This window comes from Natrinema limicola JCM 13563, assembly GCF_000337475.1.
GTDB lineage: Archaea > Halobacteriota > Halobacteria > Halobacteriales > Natrialbaceae > Natrinema > Natrinema limicola.
Map to the genome: position 1 here is coordinate 120,044 of NZ_AOIT01000034.1, position 15,848 is coordinate 135,891.

Consider the following 15,848-nt stretch of genomic DNA (forward strand, 5'->3'; position numbering starts at 1 on the left):
ACGTCGGACTGACGAGAATCAGTCGTTTTCCGTCGATTCGTCACGTCCGCCAGCGGCGGGTGAGCCATCGTCCGAGACGACGATCGATTGCTCGAGCACCGACGCCCGCAACGTCGGCTTCGAGGCTGTCGCCTCTCGTCTATACGACTCTGACGATCGATCCCGGCGGACGCCACGTGGCGTCAGATAGTCGCCGTCGACGTCGATGCCGGCCTCCTCACAGAGTCGTCGTAACACCGACCGCGCCCCCTCCGTTGTGATCGCTGGCGGTTCGATCGACCGCTTGCGAGCGAGTTCCGCCGCCGTGGCGTCCTCGAGTAAGGATTCGATCGTGTCCTCGTCGTAGCCTCGATCACGCAGGACAGACCGAACCCGGGCAGCGATCGAGGGTGCGTGGCCCGTCGGGAACAGCGGCCAGTCGGTCGACGGCGGATCGAGGACGACCCGGTAGCGCCGCAGCGGCGTCCGGGCGCGGGCGGGCAGGGGGACGTCCTCGAGGCGCTGGGACTTGCCGAGGACGCGGATCGTCCCGGTATAGAAGTCCACATCGTCCCAGGTCGCGCCCGTTCGCCGGTCGTCGTCGGGGACCCGGAACAGTTCGGAGCCCCGAACCGTCGAGTGGGCGAGGACGGCGACCATCGCGTACTCGCGCAGCCGACTGCGTCGCTCACGTGTCGATACCGAGGCGGTCTCGAGCGCCCGCTCGCGGACGTATCGCTCGAGCGCACGGCGCTGGGTGGCCGTCCAACTGTCACTCGTCGGTCGCGGGTTGGCGCTTGGCAGTGCGCTTTCGGCGCGGTCGGTCGCCGCCGGGTTCGTCTCGCAGATCCCGCCACGGACACACCACGAGAGGAACGCGCGCACGACCGCATAATAGGTGCCTGCGGACGAAGCGGTGTACTCCCCCCGATCGGTTCGGCGGCGAAGTTCGGCGGCGTAGGCGCGCATGTGCTCGACCTCGAGCGTGGCGATCAATCTGACGCCGTGTTCGGCCTCGAGCCACTTGGCCCAGCGCCGGAGGATCGACTCGGCGTTGGATGCGTAGGTGCCTGCACCCGAGCCGTCGGGATCGCCGACGGCCTTTCGTTGGAGATAGGTATCGACGGCGTCCGTGATCGCGACGGCGGTCATCGGTCGCCCACCTCCGTGTGATCGTCCGGATCGACGCCTGCTGTCGCCGTCGACGTCGCTACGTGCACTTGGATCGGGACTCCGGCTGGGCCGACGGCACGAACGCGGACAGCGGGATCGACACGACGGACCATTTGTGCGAACGATACTGGGCCGAGACCGTAAATCTGTGTTTCGATATCAAATACCTAGAATAAAAGCCGAGTTGGTTTCTCAACCGCGGGCTGATACGGTCTGCTGTCAGGATGGATCCTGATGGCTGATCTTTTCGGCCGTAATCCCCGGGACCGGCGTCCCACAATCCTTGCACTTCCAGTTCCGCGTCGTCGTTCCGGATTCCTTCTCGAGGTCCTGTTTGAACTCGAGGAACGCGCCACACTGACACCGATAGGTCGTGCGGGTCATAGACGTACCAACCTCGGGAGATGCGATAAACGGTTCGCCGACGCAAGTCCGAACGGAATTGCGATCCCGGGAACGTCGATATCAAGGCCCCGGCGGCCGTCGGAACGTGATGAAATGTCCCAGACACATCGGATTCCGATCACAGGCGCAGGGACGGGGACGGACACGGGGCCGCCAACCGTCGCTGCCGTCCATCACGAGGCCGAGTCTGACGATTGGCTCGTCTTCTGTCACGGCCTCCGGAGCGACAAATCGGGCAGCTACGAGCAGCGGTGTCGACAAGCCGTCGAGGCGGGCTACAACGCAGTCCGCTTCGACTGTCGGGGCTGCGGTGAGTCCGATGGCGCGTTCGTCGAGTCGACACTCGAGGCGCGACTCACTGATCTCCACCACGTCGTCGACTACTTCGATCCCGACTCATACGTTCTGTTCGGCTCGAGTTTCGGCGGGAAAGTCGCCTTCCACGCCGCGGCCGCCGACGACCGGGTTACAGCGGTCGCGACACGTGCACCCGTGACGACCGCCGGGACGTTCGACGAGTATCGCGCGGCCGTCGAGCGCGACGGGGAGTGGACGTTCGACACCGGCGACCGGATCGACCGTCGGTTCTTCGACGCCCTCGATCGACATCCGTTCGACGATGTCGTGACGACTCTGTCGATCCCGGTTGCGATCTTTCATGGCGGCGACGACGCGGTCGTCGATCCCGCCGACAGTTTCGATGCGGCGCGGCGACTCGAGACTGACGTCTGTCTCGAGCGATTCGCGGGGGAAGGCCATCGGTTCTCACAGGCCGGCGAACAGCGGTTGCTCGATCGGCTGTTCGGCTGGCTCGAGTGGGCTGACGGCTAATGCGGCTCACCAGCCGGTGTCCTGAGATTGCCATCCCACCGGCGGGGCTTACGCGCTCGTGTCGTGGGCGGCTGTCCGGGCTGGTCCCTCGAGTGGCGACATCGCGACGTACAGCGCCGCAAAGATCAGGACGACGTTTACCGTCGCGATGAGGCCGCCGAGCCCGGATCGAGTGACCCCGAAGACGACCGTCGGGATGACCGCGAGCAATCCCACTGCGACCGCGGCTCGTGGCGTAAGTGTCTCGAACATGGGAGAGACTTGCTATCGCGGCCGTCTTTAATCGGCCACACTGTTCCAGCCGATACGCTCACACTGGGGCGTCGGAATCGGCGTCTTGACCGGTACCTCGTCACTCCGACTTCGTGGGACTGCCACGCAGCGGTCGGATCGCCCAGATGACGAGGGTAGCGATGACGACGAGTCCGATCAGCGCCGTCTCGAGCGGCGGGATATTGATCCCGAAGAACGCCAGGACTGTGCGTCCTTCGACGAGGATCACGAGGCTCAGCGCGATGAGGATCAGTAATTTAGCGGGGGAAGTGTGCATCAGGTGACGAACGCTCCAACGTATTCTAGTCCGAACTGGAAATATATGACGGCTTCGCTGGAGACGGGGAACGGCTGAATATCCTGACCGAACAGTCCACTTTGCGCCGCGATCCCGGCCAGTGGAAGCGCGTAGGCTAGAACGACGAGCGCGAACGCGATTCCGAACCATAGTCGCAGGTTGTCGAGGACCTGTGGTGAGTCCTCCGGCCCGGATAGCGCCGGTGGAAGCGTTCCGTCGACGATCGGCTCACTATCGTTGTTGAACACCGTCAGGAGCATCAACACGAGAAAGAGCATCGCGGAGATAAACAGCAACGTGCCACCGAGTGCGAGTTGAGCGTTGAGTTCGCCCATCGAACCGACGCCGACGTCGTAGTCGAAGCCCTGATACTGTGGCTCAGCCGTCCGGCGTGGGACGCCGACGAGCCCGGCTCGGAACATCGAGTTCGTCATGAAGACGATGCCGACGAACCAGAGCACGACCTGGAAGAGGGCGACCTGCCGACCGACGAGCCGGTTCCCAGTCAACTGTGGGACGAGCCAGTACGAGCCGGCCATAAGCGTCAACGCGGTTGCGGTGCCCACCTGGGCGTGGATGTGGCCGGGGATCCACAGTGCGTTGTGGACGAGATAATTGATGTTCATCCCTGCGTTGACGATACCAGTAAAGCCGCCGAACGCGAAGATCAGCCCGGCCAGCGCCATGCCGGTAAACGCCGGGTTCCGCCACGGGAGTGCGCGAAGCCAATTAAACCGCCCTTCGCCTCCGCGCTGGCGGGCACCGTGTTCCATACTCGCAACGACGGTAAACGCAGTCAGGAAGCTTGGCAATAGCAGGAACATCGTGTTGGTCATCGCGATGAACTTGAACCCCTCCGCGATACCGGGATCCATGTACTGGTGGTGGATGCCGACCGGCGTCGACAGCAGAACGAACAGGATGAAGACGACTCTGGCCAACGGATCGCTGAACAGTCGCCCACCCGAGAGCTTCGGCAACACGGAGTACCAGAGCAGGTACGCCGGCAGCAACCAAAAGTACACGATCATGTGGCCAAAGAACCAGAACAGCGTTCGGGTCAGCAAGGGGTTGAGACTCTCGGTGATCTCGAGCGACCACGGTAAGATAAACACGAGGATAGAGACGATGACGCCGATCGATCCGAGGAAGAACATGATCATCGTCGTCAACACCATAAACGTCCGGAGCGGAATCCGCTTGCCTGGGTTTTCGTCCCGCCAGGCCCACCACGTTCGGAACCAGTCGATGCCTGCGAGCCACGTTCCGACCAAGAAGAGCGCGAGTCCGATATAGTAGAGCGGATTAGCCTCTAACGGCGCGTAGAACGTAAAGAGCACGTTCGCACGCAACTCCGAGCCGAGCACCATCGGCGGCTGGTCGAGGAAGCCAGCGAGGATCGAGATCCCCGCGAGGAGCGAGCCAATCGCCATCAGGCCATACCAGAGCCAGGTAAATCTGATGTCGACGGAGCCTCGCTCGAGGCTATCCGTGACAGCCCACTGGTACAGCCCGACGAGGAAGAAGATGGTAAACGCGATGACGAGGAAGACGCCGTGGCCGGTCAGGACGGTATAGTACTTTATCGAATCGATGAATCGGAAGATGTCTGTCCGGTGAAGTGCCTGAATGATCCCGAAGAGTGCGCCGATCCCGAACGCAATAAACGAGCTCAGAAAGGCAGCCTTAACGAGTCGTGCCTCCGCGGGATACTCGTCGACGAACAGGGCTGTCACGACTCCTCACCTCCCTCGGCCGCAGCCGTCTCGTTGCTCACTACTTCCACCGACCCGGTTTCCTCGTAGTCGTCGACGGTGACGGTCCAGTCGTGCTCACCAACGCCGAGTTGCGTGCTCTCGGCGGTGAACGTCACGTCTTGGGTGCTGTTGCCGTCGACAGTAATATTCTGCTGGAACGTCTGGTCCCCGATCTCGGCGTCGACGGTGGTCTCGAGCGGCTCGAGTTGCCCGTTTTCGACCGTTGCGTTGAGCTGGACTTGCTCGCCCGACGTGACTGTGTCCGGTGTCTCGGCGGACAGTTCGGTCAGGTCGAATTCGTCCTCGGGCTGGACGACGATTAGCCCTTCCATGGTGTGATGGCCAGAGCCACAGTATTCGTGACAGATGAGTCCATGCTCGCCGGGTTCGTCGAATTCGACGGTCAGTTCCGCGACTTGGCCTGGAATGGCCATCGCGTTGATGTTCGTTCCGGGGACGTAGAAGCCGTGAATGACGTCCCGGCTCGTTACGTGGAACGTGATTTCGTTGTTCGCCGGTATTTCGATCGGGTCCGGCTGAAAGATGAACGTCTGGGCGACGACGTAGGCCGCGTATTCGTTTTCACCGACCTGTTCGACTCGTGGTTCGCCGAACTGTTCGTCGTCGTTGAGTTCGTCCGGCGCGATCGTCTCCTCTTCGTCACCGATCATCGTGATCCCGAGCCCGACCGATCCGTACGTAATCGTCACGATGAAGCCGACGATCAAGATCATCGCACCCACGATCCAGAGCTTCTCGTACTGATGGATCCTCATCCGAGCATCACCGGCACGATCATGCCCATGACCGTCGGCGTGTTGCCGACGAACTCGACGAAATACGTGAACAGCCACATCAACGTGAGTGCCACGAAGTATACGACGATCAGCGAGAGTGTCCCCCACGGATCATACTCGTCATGGCCGATCTCCCGCGAGACACGAGAACCCATATCGGAGTTGCCACCACCGTCGATCAAATAACCCCTGCGGAGCGTTCGCACACGAAATACCGACTTGGACAACGAAAGTATTGATTACAGAGGGTGTTGGATTCGTCTCGTTCGCCGAGGGCGGTGCCGTCGCCGTTGCTGATACCAGTTGCAGCGGCGAGACGACCGCGTTTTCTGGTTCAGAAAAACCGGACCGCTTTTCATAGGGATACCGAAACGAACAGCTATACCAGTGAGTGAGGACACCGACCTGTCGACGCTGCTCGCGGTCCTCGACGACGAGTACGCACGCGATATCCTCACCCACACGAGCGTCGAACCCATGTCTGCCAGTACCCTGAGCGAACGCTGTGACGCCTCCCTCCCGACGATCTATCGACGGCTCGACCGACTCGAGGAGTGTCACCTCGTCACCGAAGAGACGGAGCTCGCCCAAGACGGCAACCACTACAGCGTCTACCGTGCGAACTTGGATCGGCTGGAACTCTCGCTAGATGATGGTTCGTTTTCACTCGAGCTAACGTACCGTGAGGAAGACGTCGCCGACAAGTTCACCCGAATGTGGGAGGGGATGCGATGACGCAAAGCGTCGTGCGAATCGACGAAGCGACACTGTTCGAGCTGTTGACCGTCGCGAGTCTTTTTCTGGTCGCACTCTTTGGGACGCTGATCGCCTATCAGGCCTACCGCGGCTACCGCCGGAACGATGCCCAGTCGATGCTGTATCTCGCCATCGGATTACTGTTGTTGACGCTGTGTCCGTTCGTGCTCAACGTCGCGGTGACGACGCTGATCGACCCGGAACGGATCGTGATCGCGCTGCTCGAGAACGTGAGTCGGCTATTCGGACTGGTCGCGATCACGTACTCGTTGTATGGCCATCATTGAGACGGGCTGCTGTCCCGATGTCCCGGTGGGCCCGCATGCGGGTCGCGGCCGGCCGGCACTGACTGACAGGAGTCCGTCTGCTCGGTGAGTGAGGCAAACGGAAAACGAGCCCACGACGTGGTAGCTGCAGGGCCGAAGCGATCGGGCGGCTATCGATATCGACTCCGAATGGCATCTCGAGAGTCGTCACGCGACACGGCCCGCGAGAGGGGGAACGCGGGACCGTGGTGGCACGCGTCGCGACCCTGGGATGATCGGATGCGGGGAGATCCGGGGGACCATCACGGAGTCAGTGAAGGGCTATTTCGTCCCCCGCTCGTTTCGTCCAGTGCCATCGTATTAGTAATACGAGCGCGTTTTCTGGGTCGGAAAACGCAGTGTTACCGACGTATGTCCTGCGATTACTCACCCCAGGATTCTTCGCGGTCGCTATGTGAGGGGCAGTATGTACTCTCTCGCGGGAACTGACTCCGTTCACACGACGGCGATCCGTACGTCCCTCGTGGAACGCGCGACGCCGAGACCGACCGGCGATCGGTGACGCCTGCCGACGTACTCTGCGAGGCCACAGCGGGCTGCGATGCCGACGAGATCGTCATCGGTGCACACGGTAGCGAACCCGACACGACGCGCGACGTCGGTGCGACTACACGAGAGGGTCTCGCGGCTGCGGATCGGCCGGTCGTCGTCGTGCCGATTCCCGATCTCTACAGATCAGCAAGGCGAGTGCCTCGGGGCGTGACCCCGAGGCGGTTCACCGCTCGAGGCAGTTAGAAGGGGAACAGCGAGTCGGCCTCGAGGTCGCGTTCTATGAGTTCGATCTCGTGGCCGTCCGGGTCTTTCGTGAAGGCGTACATGTTGTCGTTGCTCTCGGGGTCGCGGTAGTCGGGGGCCTCGCGCGTCATGAGCTGGTCCCAGTCCTCGGCGAGGTCGTCGACGCGGACACAGAGGTGGCCCCAGGCGTCACCCTGCTCGTAGCTGCGGCCGTCGTAGTTGTAGGTGAGTTCGACGGACATCGCCTCGGGGGCGGCGTCGGTGGGTTCGACGAAGTAGTTCGCGAAGGTATCGGCTTCCCAGCGGCCGACTTCGTCGTAGCCGAACTTGCGGGTCCAGAAGCCAAGCGCCTCGTCGGCGTCCTCGACGCGGACCATGGTGTGGTCGAGCGACCAGAGTGCCCCTTCGTCGGGGTCGCGCTGGACGAGTTCGATCTCGTGGCCGTCTGGGTCTTTGACGAACGCGTACCGACCGCCACAGGACTCGGGGTCGCGGTAGTCGTCGACGCCCTCGTCCATGAGTTGCTGGTAGTAGTCCTCGAGTTTACCCTCGGGAACGCGGACCGCGATATGGCCCCAGGCGTCGCCCACTTCGGGCTCTTCGCCCTCGTTGTGGGTGAGCTCGAGCATCGCACCGTCCTCGTGCATATCCTCGGGCCCGAGATAGACGATGGTGAACCCGTCGCCCTCGTAGCGGTCTTTCTCCTCGTACTCGAGGTGCGTCTGATACCAGTCGAGCGATTTCTCGAGGTCTGCGACGCGGATCATCGTGTGGTCGAGCGTTCCGTCCATATCCACAGAGAGGCCCGCGCGCTCCAAAAAATTGGCGGCTGCAGTCGTCTACTCTGCTCCGTCGGGTGATTCCGCGGTCGCCTCTCGTCCACGGTGGTCGACATCTGCCGTCCTTCGTGTGGCAACCGGCTCGAGGTCCTTTCGGTCGGCGTCGAATTTCGAGAGGCCGATGACGAGGCCGACGAGGGCGACGACGCCCAGCGGCAGGAAGACGAACGCGGGCACGCCCAGGTAGCCGTTGAGCAGGTAACAGCCCACGACGACGAGGAAGACGGTCACAGCATAGGGGATTTGGGTCCGCACGTGATCGATCAGGTCGGCCCCGCTGAACGTCGCCGAGAGCACGGTCGTGTCGGAGATCGGCGAGGAGTGATCGCCGAAGATCGCCCCGGAGAAGAGGGCACCGACGGCCACCGGGACAAGCTCGAATCCCGTTCCGAACTCGGTCGCGACCGGCACGGCGATGGGCGTGACCAGCCCCATCGTCGCCCACGACGATCCCATCGTGAACGCGACGAACGCGGCGACGAACAGGATGAGGACGGGAAGCAGCTCTGCCGACAGGTAGCCCTGAGCGAGCCCGGCGACGTAGTCGCCCGTCCCGAGCGTGTCCGCGACGCTACTGATCGTCCAAGCGAGGACGAGGATCGTCACCGCCGTCAGCATGATCCCGAAGCCGTCGAGGACGGTGTCGACGGCCTCGCCGATGTCGAACAGCCCGTAGGCGAGCCCGAGGACGATCGCCGAGACGACCATGGCGAACGATCCCCAGATCAGCGCCGTCGCGAAATTGCCCGCGCCGACGACGTCGATCAGCACCTGCGTGAGCCCCGTCTCGTTCGCGGCCGCGCCGATCGCTGTCGGCGCTCCCGCCTCGGCCTGGCTCGAGACCCACGACTGGTAGCCCGTCCAGAACGCGCTCGCGAGCGTCACCGCGATCAGGACGACGACGGGGGCAAAGAAGATCCGGAGCATCGGCCGCTGATCGATCGGCGCGCCCAGTTCCTCCTCGACCTTCTGCAGGGGCTGTGCGTCCTCGCGGTTGACGTTCCCGGTCGTCCACGCCCGATGCTCGGCGTTGAGCATCTCGCCATAGTCCCGGCCGGTGTAGACGACGATCCCGACCATAACGATCGCCAACAGCGCGTAGGTATTGTAGGGAATCGACCGGACGAACGTCTCGAACGCCGTCGGCGCTTCCGCCGCGACGCCCATGTCCCTGTATTCACGGTCGATTAGCGAGAGCTGGAACGCGACCCAACTCGAGATGCCGAGCGTCGCGACGGGGGCGGCCGTCGAGTCGACGATGTAGGCGAGTTTCTCGCGGGAGATCCGCAACTCGTCGGAGATCTCGCGCATCGTGCTCCCGACGATCGCCGTGTTGGCGTAGTCGTCGAAGAACATGGCGATGCCGAGAACCCACGTGGTTATCCCAACGGTTCGCTGACTCTGAAGTCGTTTCGTCGCCCACTCGCGAACGGCGAGCGCGCCGCCGAGCCGCCAGATGAGTGCAACGCCCGATCCCAGCAACAGCGTAAAGATGAGGATCTGAACGTGAAAGCCGTCGTCGACGATGATCGCGGCGACGATCCAGTCGAAGGTCTGTCCAATGCCGAGGCTCCCAGTGTAGATGACTGCTCCCGACCAGATGCCGAGAAAGAGCGACAGCATCGGCCGCCGGGTCACGATCGCGAGACCGATCGCAAGCAGCGGGGGAACGAGCGAGAGCGCGCCGAACTCTGCCATAGCTACTTGATCGAGCGTCTGGCGGGTCATCACGGTTCCGATTCGGAGAGTTTCCCATCAGTGATGTCACACGAGTTGCCATCGAAATGCCGCTCATACGGTTTGCTGTACCGATTTCCCGGTGCAACCGCAGGGCGGTCGCGGTCCCACCGGCAATGACTGACAGTAGACCGTATCAGACGGACGACTGGCGGTCGGCACCGGCACACCCCATGCGGGTCACGGGTGTCGAGAGCCCGCGATTATCGGCGCAGAATGAGTTTCAGCACGTCCTCGTCCTCGAGGACGTGGTCCGTCCCGACCTGCTGCTCGTCGTGGGTCGCGCTGGGGCCGCTGACGCGGGCAAAGCGGAACCGCTCTTCCATCTCGCCGCCGAGTTTCTCGATGGCCTCGCCGACGGTGGCTCCCTCCTCGATGACCAGCGGCTCCTCCCAGTCGACACCACGACCGGGTTTGTCCATGTAGACCCGGATGAGGCCGAGGTTCTCCCAGATGCGGTCTTTGAGCGCGTCGAGCCCTTTCTCCTTCTCGGCGCTGATGAACGTGACTTCCTCGGGATCGAGGTCGCGCTCGCGCAACTGCTCGTCGACGGTCTCCTTGTAGTCCGGCTGGATCAGGTCGACCTTGTTGACGCAGGTGATCGACGGAATGTACTCGCGGTTTTCCATCAGTCCGTCGACCAGCCGGTCGATGGTGACGTTTTCCTGTAGGTTGAGGTCGGCGTTGACGTAGCCGTGCTCGCGGAGGACGTCCTTGATGGTCTTCTCGTCTAGGTCCTGGTCGGTGCTCGAGGTGATCTTGATGCCGTCTTTGATCTTCGGACGGACGGTGACTCGTGGGGGCTCCTGATCGACGCGGATGTTGATGTCGTACAGTTCCTCTTGAAGCCGGTCGTACTGCTCGATCTCGAACACCGAGAGGACGTAGATGATCAGGTCGGCGTTTCGGACGACTGCCAGCACCTGCTGGCCGTCGCCTTTCCCCGACGCCGCGCCCTCGATCAGTCCGGGCACGTCGAGTAGCTGGATGTTCGCGCCGCGGTGGTTCAACATCCCCGGGTTGACGTCGAGCGTCGTGAACTCGTACGAGCCCGTCTCGCTCTCGGCGTTGGTCAGCGAGTTCAACAGCGACGACTTCCCGACACTCGGGAAGCCAACCAGCGCAACGGTGGCGTCGCCGTGTTTCTCGACGGAATAACCGCCACCGCCGCCCGAACTCGACTGGTTCTCGAGTTTCTCCTTTTTCTCCGCGAGTTTGGACTTCAGCCGGCCGATGTGGGCCTCCGTCGACTTGTTGTAGGGCGTGTTGGCGATTTCTTCCTCGATTGCCTCGATTTCATCCTCGAGCCCCATTTGTCCGTACACAACCGGTCGTGCCGAAAAACCCTTTCGAGACCCGCACGCCGAGACGGATCGATGGCCGCGATCGGACACGTCGAAAGAATTACCAATGCTAATGGAGTTTCGACACACATAAACGACGGGCCAGCAACCGACCACATATGCCAGACGCGTCGCAGCTGCGCGACAGTACGCAGATCGTCCTCCCCCGGGAGACACTCGTGGGGCTCGAGGCGCGGCTCGATGACGTCTGTACGGTCTCCGTTGTCGCCGAGGGCGAGGACGACTGCCGGATCGTTGGTAGTCCGGTCGAGATCAAACGGGCCACCGAGTTCCTCGCCCGCCACGGCGTCAACGTGCGTTGACCGCCTGAACCGTTTCTGAGTGAGTTACTGCCCTCCGGCCCGGCGGCGGCCCTGTTCGACAGATGAGCAAGACGAGTGTCCGCAGTGGGTTCGCGACGCTACCGGCTGGGCCATTGAACTGCCCAGCGTGAACCACACCGTTGTGAGCGACTGTGGCGGGTCGAAACCAGAATGCCTATATTGATTTAGGCCCACCTAAAAACATGGCGGGAAAGCAGACAGGGAATGCGAACCCGGCGTATCAGAACCGATTCGGGGACGGGAACGTCGTCGTCGAAAGAACGATGCACGTCGACTGGTCGACCACGATGGTGTCTCACCAGTGACCCCCGAGACGACCACCGGAACGGACGAGTACGCGATGCCGGTCGAGACGATCAGGGCGGCGCGAGACACTGTCGCCGCCCTTCAAAACACCGAGGGTGACTTCGTCGTCTCCTGTCGCGAGTCAGGGATTCGACCCGAACCGGTGACGGACGCGCGATTCGATAGCCACAGCGATGCCCAGCAGGCCTGTGATGCCGCTTGCCGCTATCGTGACGCGATGCGAACGCTGGATCCGTCACTGTCACAGTACGACCTCGTTGTCTCGCCGGTCGACGAGACCCCACTCGAGGTTGCGAGCGTTCGCGAACAGACCGGTCGCCGACGCGCCAACGGACTCCCCGCATCGCGCCGAACCGTGACGCTCGCTGGCACCGGCAGCGACGAGTGGCTTCGCGTCGAGAACGGCCCGGTCGTTCACTTCACTGGCCCCGATTCGCTGCTCGACGATGAAGTCATCGCGCGACAACTGCGATCGAAACTCGACGAGAAACGCGGCTGATCGCCGTCCGTCTTTCCAACGGCTGAACAGATCGACGTGGTGCTCCCCCCGCGTCGATGTCGGCGATGACGACCGTCGCGCCGCCGTCAACTGAAACGGTCTGCTGTCCCGATATCCCGGTGGGCCCGCAGTGCGGGTTGCGGTCCCACTGGAACTGACCGACAGGAGTCCGTATGAACCGGTCGGCGACTGCGCCACCGGTCACGATGGCAATCTTGTCTTCAAGCAGTGCGGTCGCTGGCTCCATCAGGGGGCGACAACTGTGTTCGTGTCCCCTCGCTCGAGCGGGACGTCAGCACTCGTTATCAGTCAGGTCGGGTATCCGTTGCTGGGGGGATTAAGAACCGGATCGTAGTAGGGTCGGCGCACGACTGCCCAGATTGCTGGCTCGCCAGCACGGCGTTCGGTGACTGCCCCGACTCGTCGATCCGAGAGCGACTCGCCGACGGCGCACTCGAGGCACACCCCCTCTCCGAGATGGTGCCGGTGACGGGGTCGGCACAGCGGTCCAGATCGATCCCGGCGTTCGCCGACGAGATGCTGGATAAGGCCGGCACCGACGAGCGTATCCGGGGCGCGTTCCCGCCGACGGAGTGAACCGACCCGCGTGCGGAACGACCCTCCTGTACCCGTGCTCGATGGGTGCCCGCCGGCAGTTCCCACCTCACGAAGATCGCGACCGACTACTAAGTTACCGACGGCAACTACAGACACGTGTCCACGACAGAACAGCACGCGCAAGTCGAAGCCGAGTCGATCGACGGGTGGCACTCGCGACCGATCGACGACATCTACGACGCGTTCGAGACCTCGGAGCGAGGGCTGGAGGCCGAGACGGCTCGGGAACGGCTCGAGCGCGAGGGGCCAAACGAGATCGAGGCGGAGGACGGCGTCTCCCCGCTTGCGATTCTCCTCGAGCAGTACTCGTCGGCGCTGATCTGGGTGCTGATCGGCGCTGCGGTCGTGATGGCGGCGGTCGGCCACCTCCTCGACGCCGCGGTTATCGCGGGCATCGTTGTGTTTATCACGCTGTTTGGATTCATCCAGGACTACCGAGCCGAACAGAGCATTCAGGCGCTGCGCGAACTGTCGACGACGTACGCGCTCGTCAGACGCGGCGGCGAGAAACGCGAGGTCGACGCCACGAAACTCGTCCCCGGCGACGTGATCTTCGTCGAGTCCGGCGATGTCGTCCCCGCCGACGCCCGGCTGCTTGCGGAATCGAATCTGCGCGTCGACGAGGCGACCCTGACCGGCGAGAGCGCCGGCGTCTCGAAGGCGGTCGGCACCGTCGCCGAGGAGACCGCGCTCGCCGAGCGCGAGAACATGCTCTACAAGGACACCATCGTGGAGCGCGGCTCCGGCGCTGCGGTGGTCGTCGAGACCGGGGCCGCGACCGAGATGGGGCGAATTGCGACCGCCCTCGAGGCGGCGGAAGAACGAGCGACGCCGTTTCAGGCCGAGATGGACCGTCTCGGCAAGCTCATCGCGGTCGGTGTCGTGGGCATCGTCGCGATCATCGCTGTCGCCGAACTCGTCGTCGGCGAGACGGAGCCGCTGCAGGTGTTTTTGACGGCGGTCGGGATCGCCGTCTCGGCGGTGCCCGAGGGGCTGCCCGCGGTCGTCACGCTGTCGCTCGCGCTTGGCGCACGCCGGATGGCCGACCAGAACGCGCTCGTCCGTCGGCTCCCGATCGTCGAGGCGCTCGGGTCGGTCGACGTCATCTGTACGGACAAAACCGGCACGCTCACCGAAGAGGAGATGACGGTCCAGCGGCTCGTCGCCAACCGCGAGGGCTACGAGGTGACCGGCACCGGCTACGACACCGACGGCGAGTTTCGACGGGACGGCGAGCCAGTCGACCCCGAGCGCGTCGCCGCGGTGCTGCGCTGTGGGATGCTCTGTAACAACGTCGATATCGGTACCCGCGAACGGGACGACACTGACGAGCTAGCTGCGACGACACACGGCGACGACCGGACGTATCTCGGCGATCCGACCGAAATCGCGCTGTTTGTCGCCGCACAGAAGGCCGGCTTCGATCACGACGATCTCAACGAGGCCTACCCCCGGCTCGGCGAGGTCGACTTCACCTCCGCGAGAAAGCGGATGACGACGGTGCACCGAACGCCCGACGGCGGGACCGTCGCCTACATGAAAGGCGCCCCCGAAACCGTCCTCGAGCGCTGTGACCGCGAACTCGTCGACGGCGACCACGTCGCGTTGACCGACGAGCGCCGGGCGGAACTCGAGGCCCAAACCGAGTCGTTCGCCGAAGACGCGTTGCGCGTGATGGGGTTTGCCTACCGGCCCGACGTGCCGCCGTCGCAGGTCGAGTCGCCGGACGACGACCTCGAGCAGGGGATGGTCTTTCTCGGCTTACAGGGGATGCTCGATCCACCGCGGCCGGAGGTACCGGGCGCGATCGCGGGCTGTCTCGAGGCCGGTATCGACGTCGTGATGATCACCGGCGACAACGCCGTGACGGCACGGGCAGTCGGCGAGGAGATCGGCCTTCGATCGACGCGCATCGTGACGGGCCCCGACCTCGAGACGATGAGCGACGACGAACTCCGAACGGCCGTCGAGGAGGTCGACATCTTCGCCCGTACGGCCCCCGAACACAAGACGCGGATCCTCCAGACGTTGCAGGCGAGCGGACACACGGTGGCGATGACGGGCGACGGCGTCAACGACGCGCCGGCGGTGAAAACCGCAGACGTCGGCGTCGCGATGGGGGTTCATGGGACGGACGTCACCGAACAGTCGTCCGATATCGTCCTGCTCGACGACAACTTCGCGACGATCCGGGACGCGGTCAAAGGCGGCCGACGCATCTTCGACAACGTTCGCAAGTTTGTAAATTTCCTGTTATGTTGGAACGCCGGAGAAGTGATGCTGGTGTTTTCCGGGTCGATGCTCGGCTTCGGGCTCGTCGTCACGCCGGTCCAGATCCTCTGGATCAACGTCGTGACCGACGGCCTCCCCGCGCTGTCGATGGGCGTCGACCCGCCGACGGACGACATCATGGAGCGCGACCCCCGACCGCCGGAGGAAGGCGTGATTACGGACCGAATTACGGCCTCCATCGTCGGTATCGGCGTCCTCATCGCACTCACGATCATGCCGCTGTTTTACGTCCACCGGGCCGATGTCGATCTCGCTCGGACGATAGTGTTTACCTCGCTCGTCGTCTTCGAGATCGCCGGCATTCAGGCGGTACGGTGGCGCTACGGGCTCGGGCCGTTCTCTAACCGGTGGCTCATCATCGGCGTGGCGATCGCGCTCACGTTACAGCTCGTGGTGCTCTATACCCCGGTTGGCGTCCTGTTTGGCGTCGTGCCACTCGCGGCTGTCCACTGGGCCCAGATCGGGATCGCACTGCTCGTCTTCGGCGCGTTGCTGGCGCTTTTCGAGAACCTCCTGAACCGATACTACGATCGATACTGA

General features: G+C 63.3%; 17 protein-coding genes and 1 pseudogene. 8 read left to right on the top strand and 10 right to left on the bottom strand.

Going from position 1 to position 15,848, the window contains the following annotated elements; genetic code table 11:
* Positions 1 to 18: 18 nt before the first annotated feature.
* Both C476_RS08770 and C476_RS18945 read right to left on the bottom strand, forming a co-directional pair.
* Complete coding sequence (locus C476_RS08770; protein WP_008012011.1) at positions 19 to 1,131, bottom strand: tyrosine-type recombinase/integrase; 1,113 nt, start codon at positions 1,129 to 1,131, stop codon at positions 19 to 21.
* Between the two features lie 240 nt (positions 1,132 to 1,371).
* Positions 1,372 to 1,536 (bottom strand): hypothetical protein, encoded by a 165-nt coding sequence (locus C476_RS18945; RefSeq protein ID WP_008012012.1) that lies wholly within the window; start codon positions 1,534 to 1,536, stop codon positions 1,372 to 1,374.
* Between the two features lie 114 nt (positions 1,537 to 1,650).
* Between C476_RS18945 and C476_RS08775 the strand changes: the two genes are divergently transcribed.
* A complete protein-coding gene (locus C476_RS08775; protein ID WP_008012013.1) occupies positions 1,651 to 2,388 on the top strand; it encodes an alpha/beta hydrolase family protein in 738 nt (245 codons plus the stop codon).
* A gap of 48 nt (positions 2,389 to 2,436) precedes the next feature.
* Here the strand turns inward: C476_RS08775 and C476_RS08780 are convergent, their stop codons facing one another.
* The 5 genes from C476_RS08780 to C476_RS08800 all read right to left on the bottom strand — a co-directional run bounded on the left by C476_RS08780 (position 2,437) and on the right by C476_RS08800 (position 5,668).
* Complete coding sequence (locus C476_RS08780) at positions 2,437 to 2,640, bottom strand: hypothetical protein (RefSeq protein WP_008012014.1); 204 nt, start codon at positions 2,638 to 2,640, stop codon at positions 2,437 to 2,439.
* 100 nt (positions 2,641 to 2,740) lie between these two features.
* A complete protein-coding gene (locus C476_RS08785; RefSeq protein ID WP_008012016.1) occupies positions 2,741 to 2,938 on the bottom strand; it encodes a hypothetical protein in 198 nt (65 codons plus the stop codon).
* Positions 2,938 to 4,695, bottom strand: a complete 1,758-nt coding sequence (locus tag C476_RS08790; protein WP_008012018.1) for a b(o/a)3-type cytochrome-c oxidase subunit 1 — start codon at positions 4,693 to 4,695, stop codon at positions 2,938 to 2,940. Before C476_RS08790 ends, C476_RS08785 begins: the two co-directional genes overlap by 1 nt.
* Positions 4,692 to 5,492 (bottom strand): cytochrome c oxidase subunit II, encoded by an 801-nt coding sequence (locus tag C476_RS08795; protein ID WP_008012021.1) that lies wholly within the window; start codon positions 5,490 to 5,492, stop codon positions 4,692 to 4,694. Before C476_RS08795 ends, C476_RS08790 begins: the two co-directional genes overlap by 4 nt.
* Positions 5,489 to 5,668 carry a hypothetical protein gene (locus C476_RS08800; protein WP_008012023.1) on the bottom strand — a complete coding sequence of 60 codons (180 nt, stop codon included), beginning with the start codon at positions 5,666 to 5,668 and terminating at the stop codon, positions 5,489 to 5,491. Before C476_RS08800 ends, C476_RS08795 begins: the two co-directional genes overlap by 4 nt.
* A gap of 232 nt (positions 5,669 to 5,900) precedes the next feature.
* Between C476_RS08800 and C476_RS08805 the strand changes: the two genes are divergently transcribed.
* The 3 genes and pseudogenes from C476_RS08805 to C476_RS08815 all read left to right on the top strand — a co-directional run.
* Entirely contained in the window at positions 5,901 to 6,248 is a 348-nt protein-coding gene (locus C476_RS08805) for an ArsR/SmtB family transcription factor (protein WP_008012025.1), read from the top strand.
* Positions 6,245 to 6,556, top strand: a complete 312-nt coding sequence (locus C476_RS08810) for a DUF7521 family protein (RefSeq protein WP_008012029.1) — start codon at positions 6,245 to 6,247, stop codon at positions 6,554 to 6,556. Before C476_RS08805 ends, C476_RS08810 begins: the two co-directional genes overlap by 4 nt.
* Positions 6,557 to 7,075: 519 nt before the next feature.
* Positions 7,076 to 7,330, top strand: a pseudogene (locus tag C476_RS08815) (universal stress protein); the annotation flags it as partial.
* On the opposite strand, the gene C476_RS08820 reads toward C476_RS08815, so the two are convergent.
* From C476_RS08820 to C476_RS08830, 3 genes are all read right to left on the bottom strand, one after another.
* Entirely contained in the window at positions 7,327 to 8,121 is a 795-nt protein-coding gene (locus C476_RS08820; protein ID WP_008012033.1) for a VOC family protein, read from the bottom strand. The pseudogene C476_RS08815 and the gene C476_RS08820 overlap by 4 nt on opposite strands.
* 48 nt (positions 8,122 to 8,169) lie before the next feature.
* Positions 8,170 to 9,867, bottom strand: a complete 1,698-nt coding sequence (locus C476_RS08825) for a Na+/H+ antiporter NhaC family protein (protein WP_008012034.1) — start codon at positions 9,865 to 9,867, stop codon at positions 8,170 to 8,172.
* 242 nt (positions 9,868 to 10,109) lie between these two features.
* A complete protein-coding gene (locus C476_RS08830; RefSeq protein ID WP_008012036.1) occupies positions 10,110 to 11,219 on the bottom strand; it encodes an OBG GTPase family GTP-binding protein in 1,110 nt (369 codons plus the stop codon).
* Positions 11,220 to 11,368: 149 nt separating this feature from the next.
* Here C476_RS08830 and C476_RS08835 point away from each other — a divergent pair, with 149 nt between their 5' ends.
* The 4 genes from C476_RS08835 to C476_RS08845 all read left to right on the top strand — a co-directional run bounded on the left by C476_RS08835 (position 11,369) and on the right by C476_RS08845 (position 15,848).
* Positions 11,369 to 11,572, top strand: coding sequence for a VNG_1110C family protein (locus tag C476_RS08835; RefSeq protein ID WP_008012038.1), 204 nt, complete (start codon positions 11,369 to 11,371; stop codon positions 11,570 to 11,572).
* A 322-nt stretch (positions 11,573 to 11,894) separates the two neighbouring features.
* Positions 11,895 to 12,398, top strand: coding sequence for a DUF7552 domain-containing protein (locus tag C476_RS08840; RefSeq protein ID WP_008012039.1), 504 nt, complete (start codon positions 11,895 to 11,897; stop codon positions 12,396 to 12,398).
* Positions 12,399 to 12,626: 228 nt separating this feature from the next.
* Complete coding sequence (locus C476_RS18345; RefSeq protein WP_152418191.1) at positions 12,627 to 12,995, top strand: hypothetical protein; 369 nt, start codon at positions 12,627 to 12,629, stop codon at positions 12,993 to 12,995.
* 117 nt (positions 12,996 to 13,112) lie between these two features.
* Positions 13,113 to 15,848: a cation-translocating P-type ATPase gene (locus C476_RS08845; RefSeq protein WP_008012041.1), complete on the top strand. Its 2,736-nt coding sequence runs from the start codon at positions 13,113 to 13,115 to the stop codon at positions 15,846 to 15,848.

Bases quoted from the DNA above. Each gene is read 5' to 3' on its own strand.
- C476_RS08800 (WP_008012023.1), bottom strand. From the start codon at position 5,668: ATGGGTTCTCGTGTCTCGCGGGAGATCGGCCATGACGAGTATGATCCG.
- C476_RS08830 (WP_008012036.1), bottom strand. From the start codon at position 11,219: ATGGGGCTCGAGGATGAAATCGAGGCAATCGAGGAAGAAATCGCCAAC.
- C476_RS08835 (WP_008012038.1), top strand. From the start codon at position 11,369: ATGCCAGACGCGTCGCAGCTGCGCGACAGTACGCAGATCGTCCTCCCC.
- C476_RS18945 (WP_008012012.1), bottom strand. From the start codon at position 1,536: ATGACCCGCACGACCTATCGGTGTCAGTGTGGCGCGTTCCTCGAGTTC.
- C476_RS08810 (WP_008012029.1), top strand. From the start codon at position 6,245: ATGACGCAAAGCGTCGTGCGAATCGACGAAGCGACACTGTTCGAGCTG.
- C476_RS08820 (WP_008012033.1), bottom strand. From the start codon at position 8,121: ATGGACGGAACGCTCGACCACACGATGATCCGCGTCGCAGACCTCGAG.
- C476_RS08785 (WP_008012016.1), bottom strand. From the start codon at position 2,938: ATGCACACTTCCCCCGCTAAATTACTGATCCTCATCGCGCTGAGCCTC.
- C476_RS08780 (WP_008012014.1), bottom strand. From the start codon at position 2,640: ATGTTCGAGACACTTACGCCACGAGCCGCGGTCGCAGTGGGATTGCTC.
- C476_RS08825 (WP_008012034.1), bottom strand. From the start codon at position 9,867: ATGGCAGAGTTCGGCGCGCTCTCGCTCGTTCCCCCGCTGCTTGCGATC.
- C476_RS08775 (WP_008012013.1), top strand. From the start codon at position 1,651: ATGTCCCAGACACATCGGATTCCGATCACAGGCGCAGGGACGGGGACG.
- C476_RS08795 (WP_008012021.1), bottom strand. From the start codon at position 5,492: ATGAGGATCCATCAGTACGAGAAGCTCTGGATCGTGGGTGCGATGATC.
- C476_RS08770 (WP_008012011.1), bottom strand. From the start codon at position 1,131: ATGACCGCCGTCGCGATCACGGACGCCGTCGATACCTATCTCCAACGA.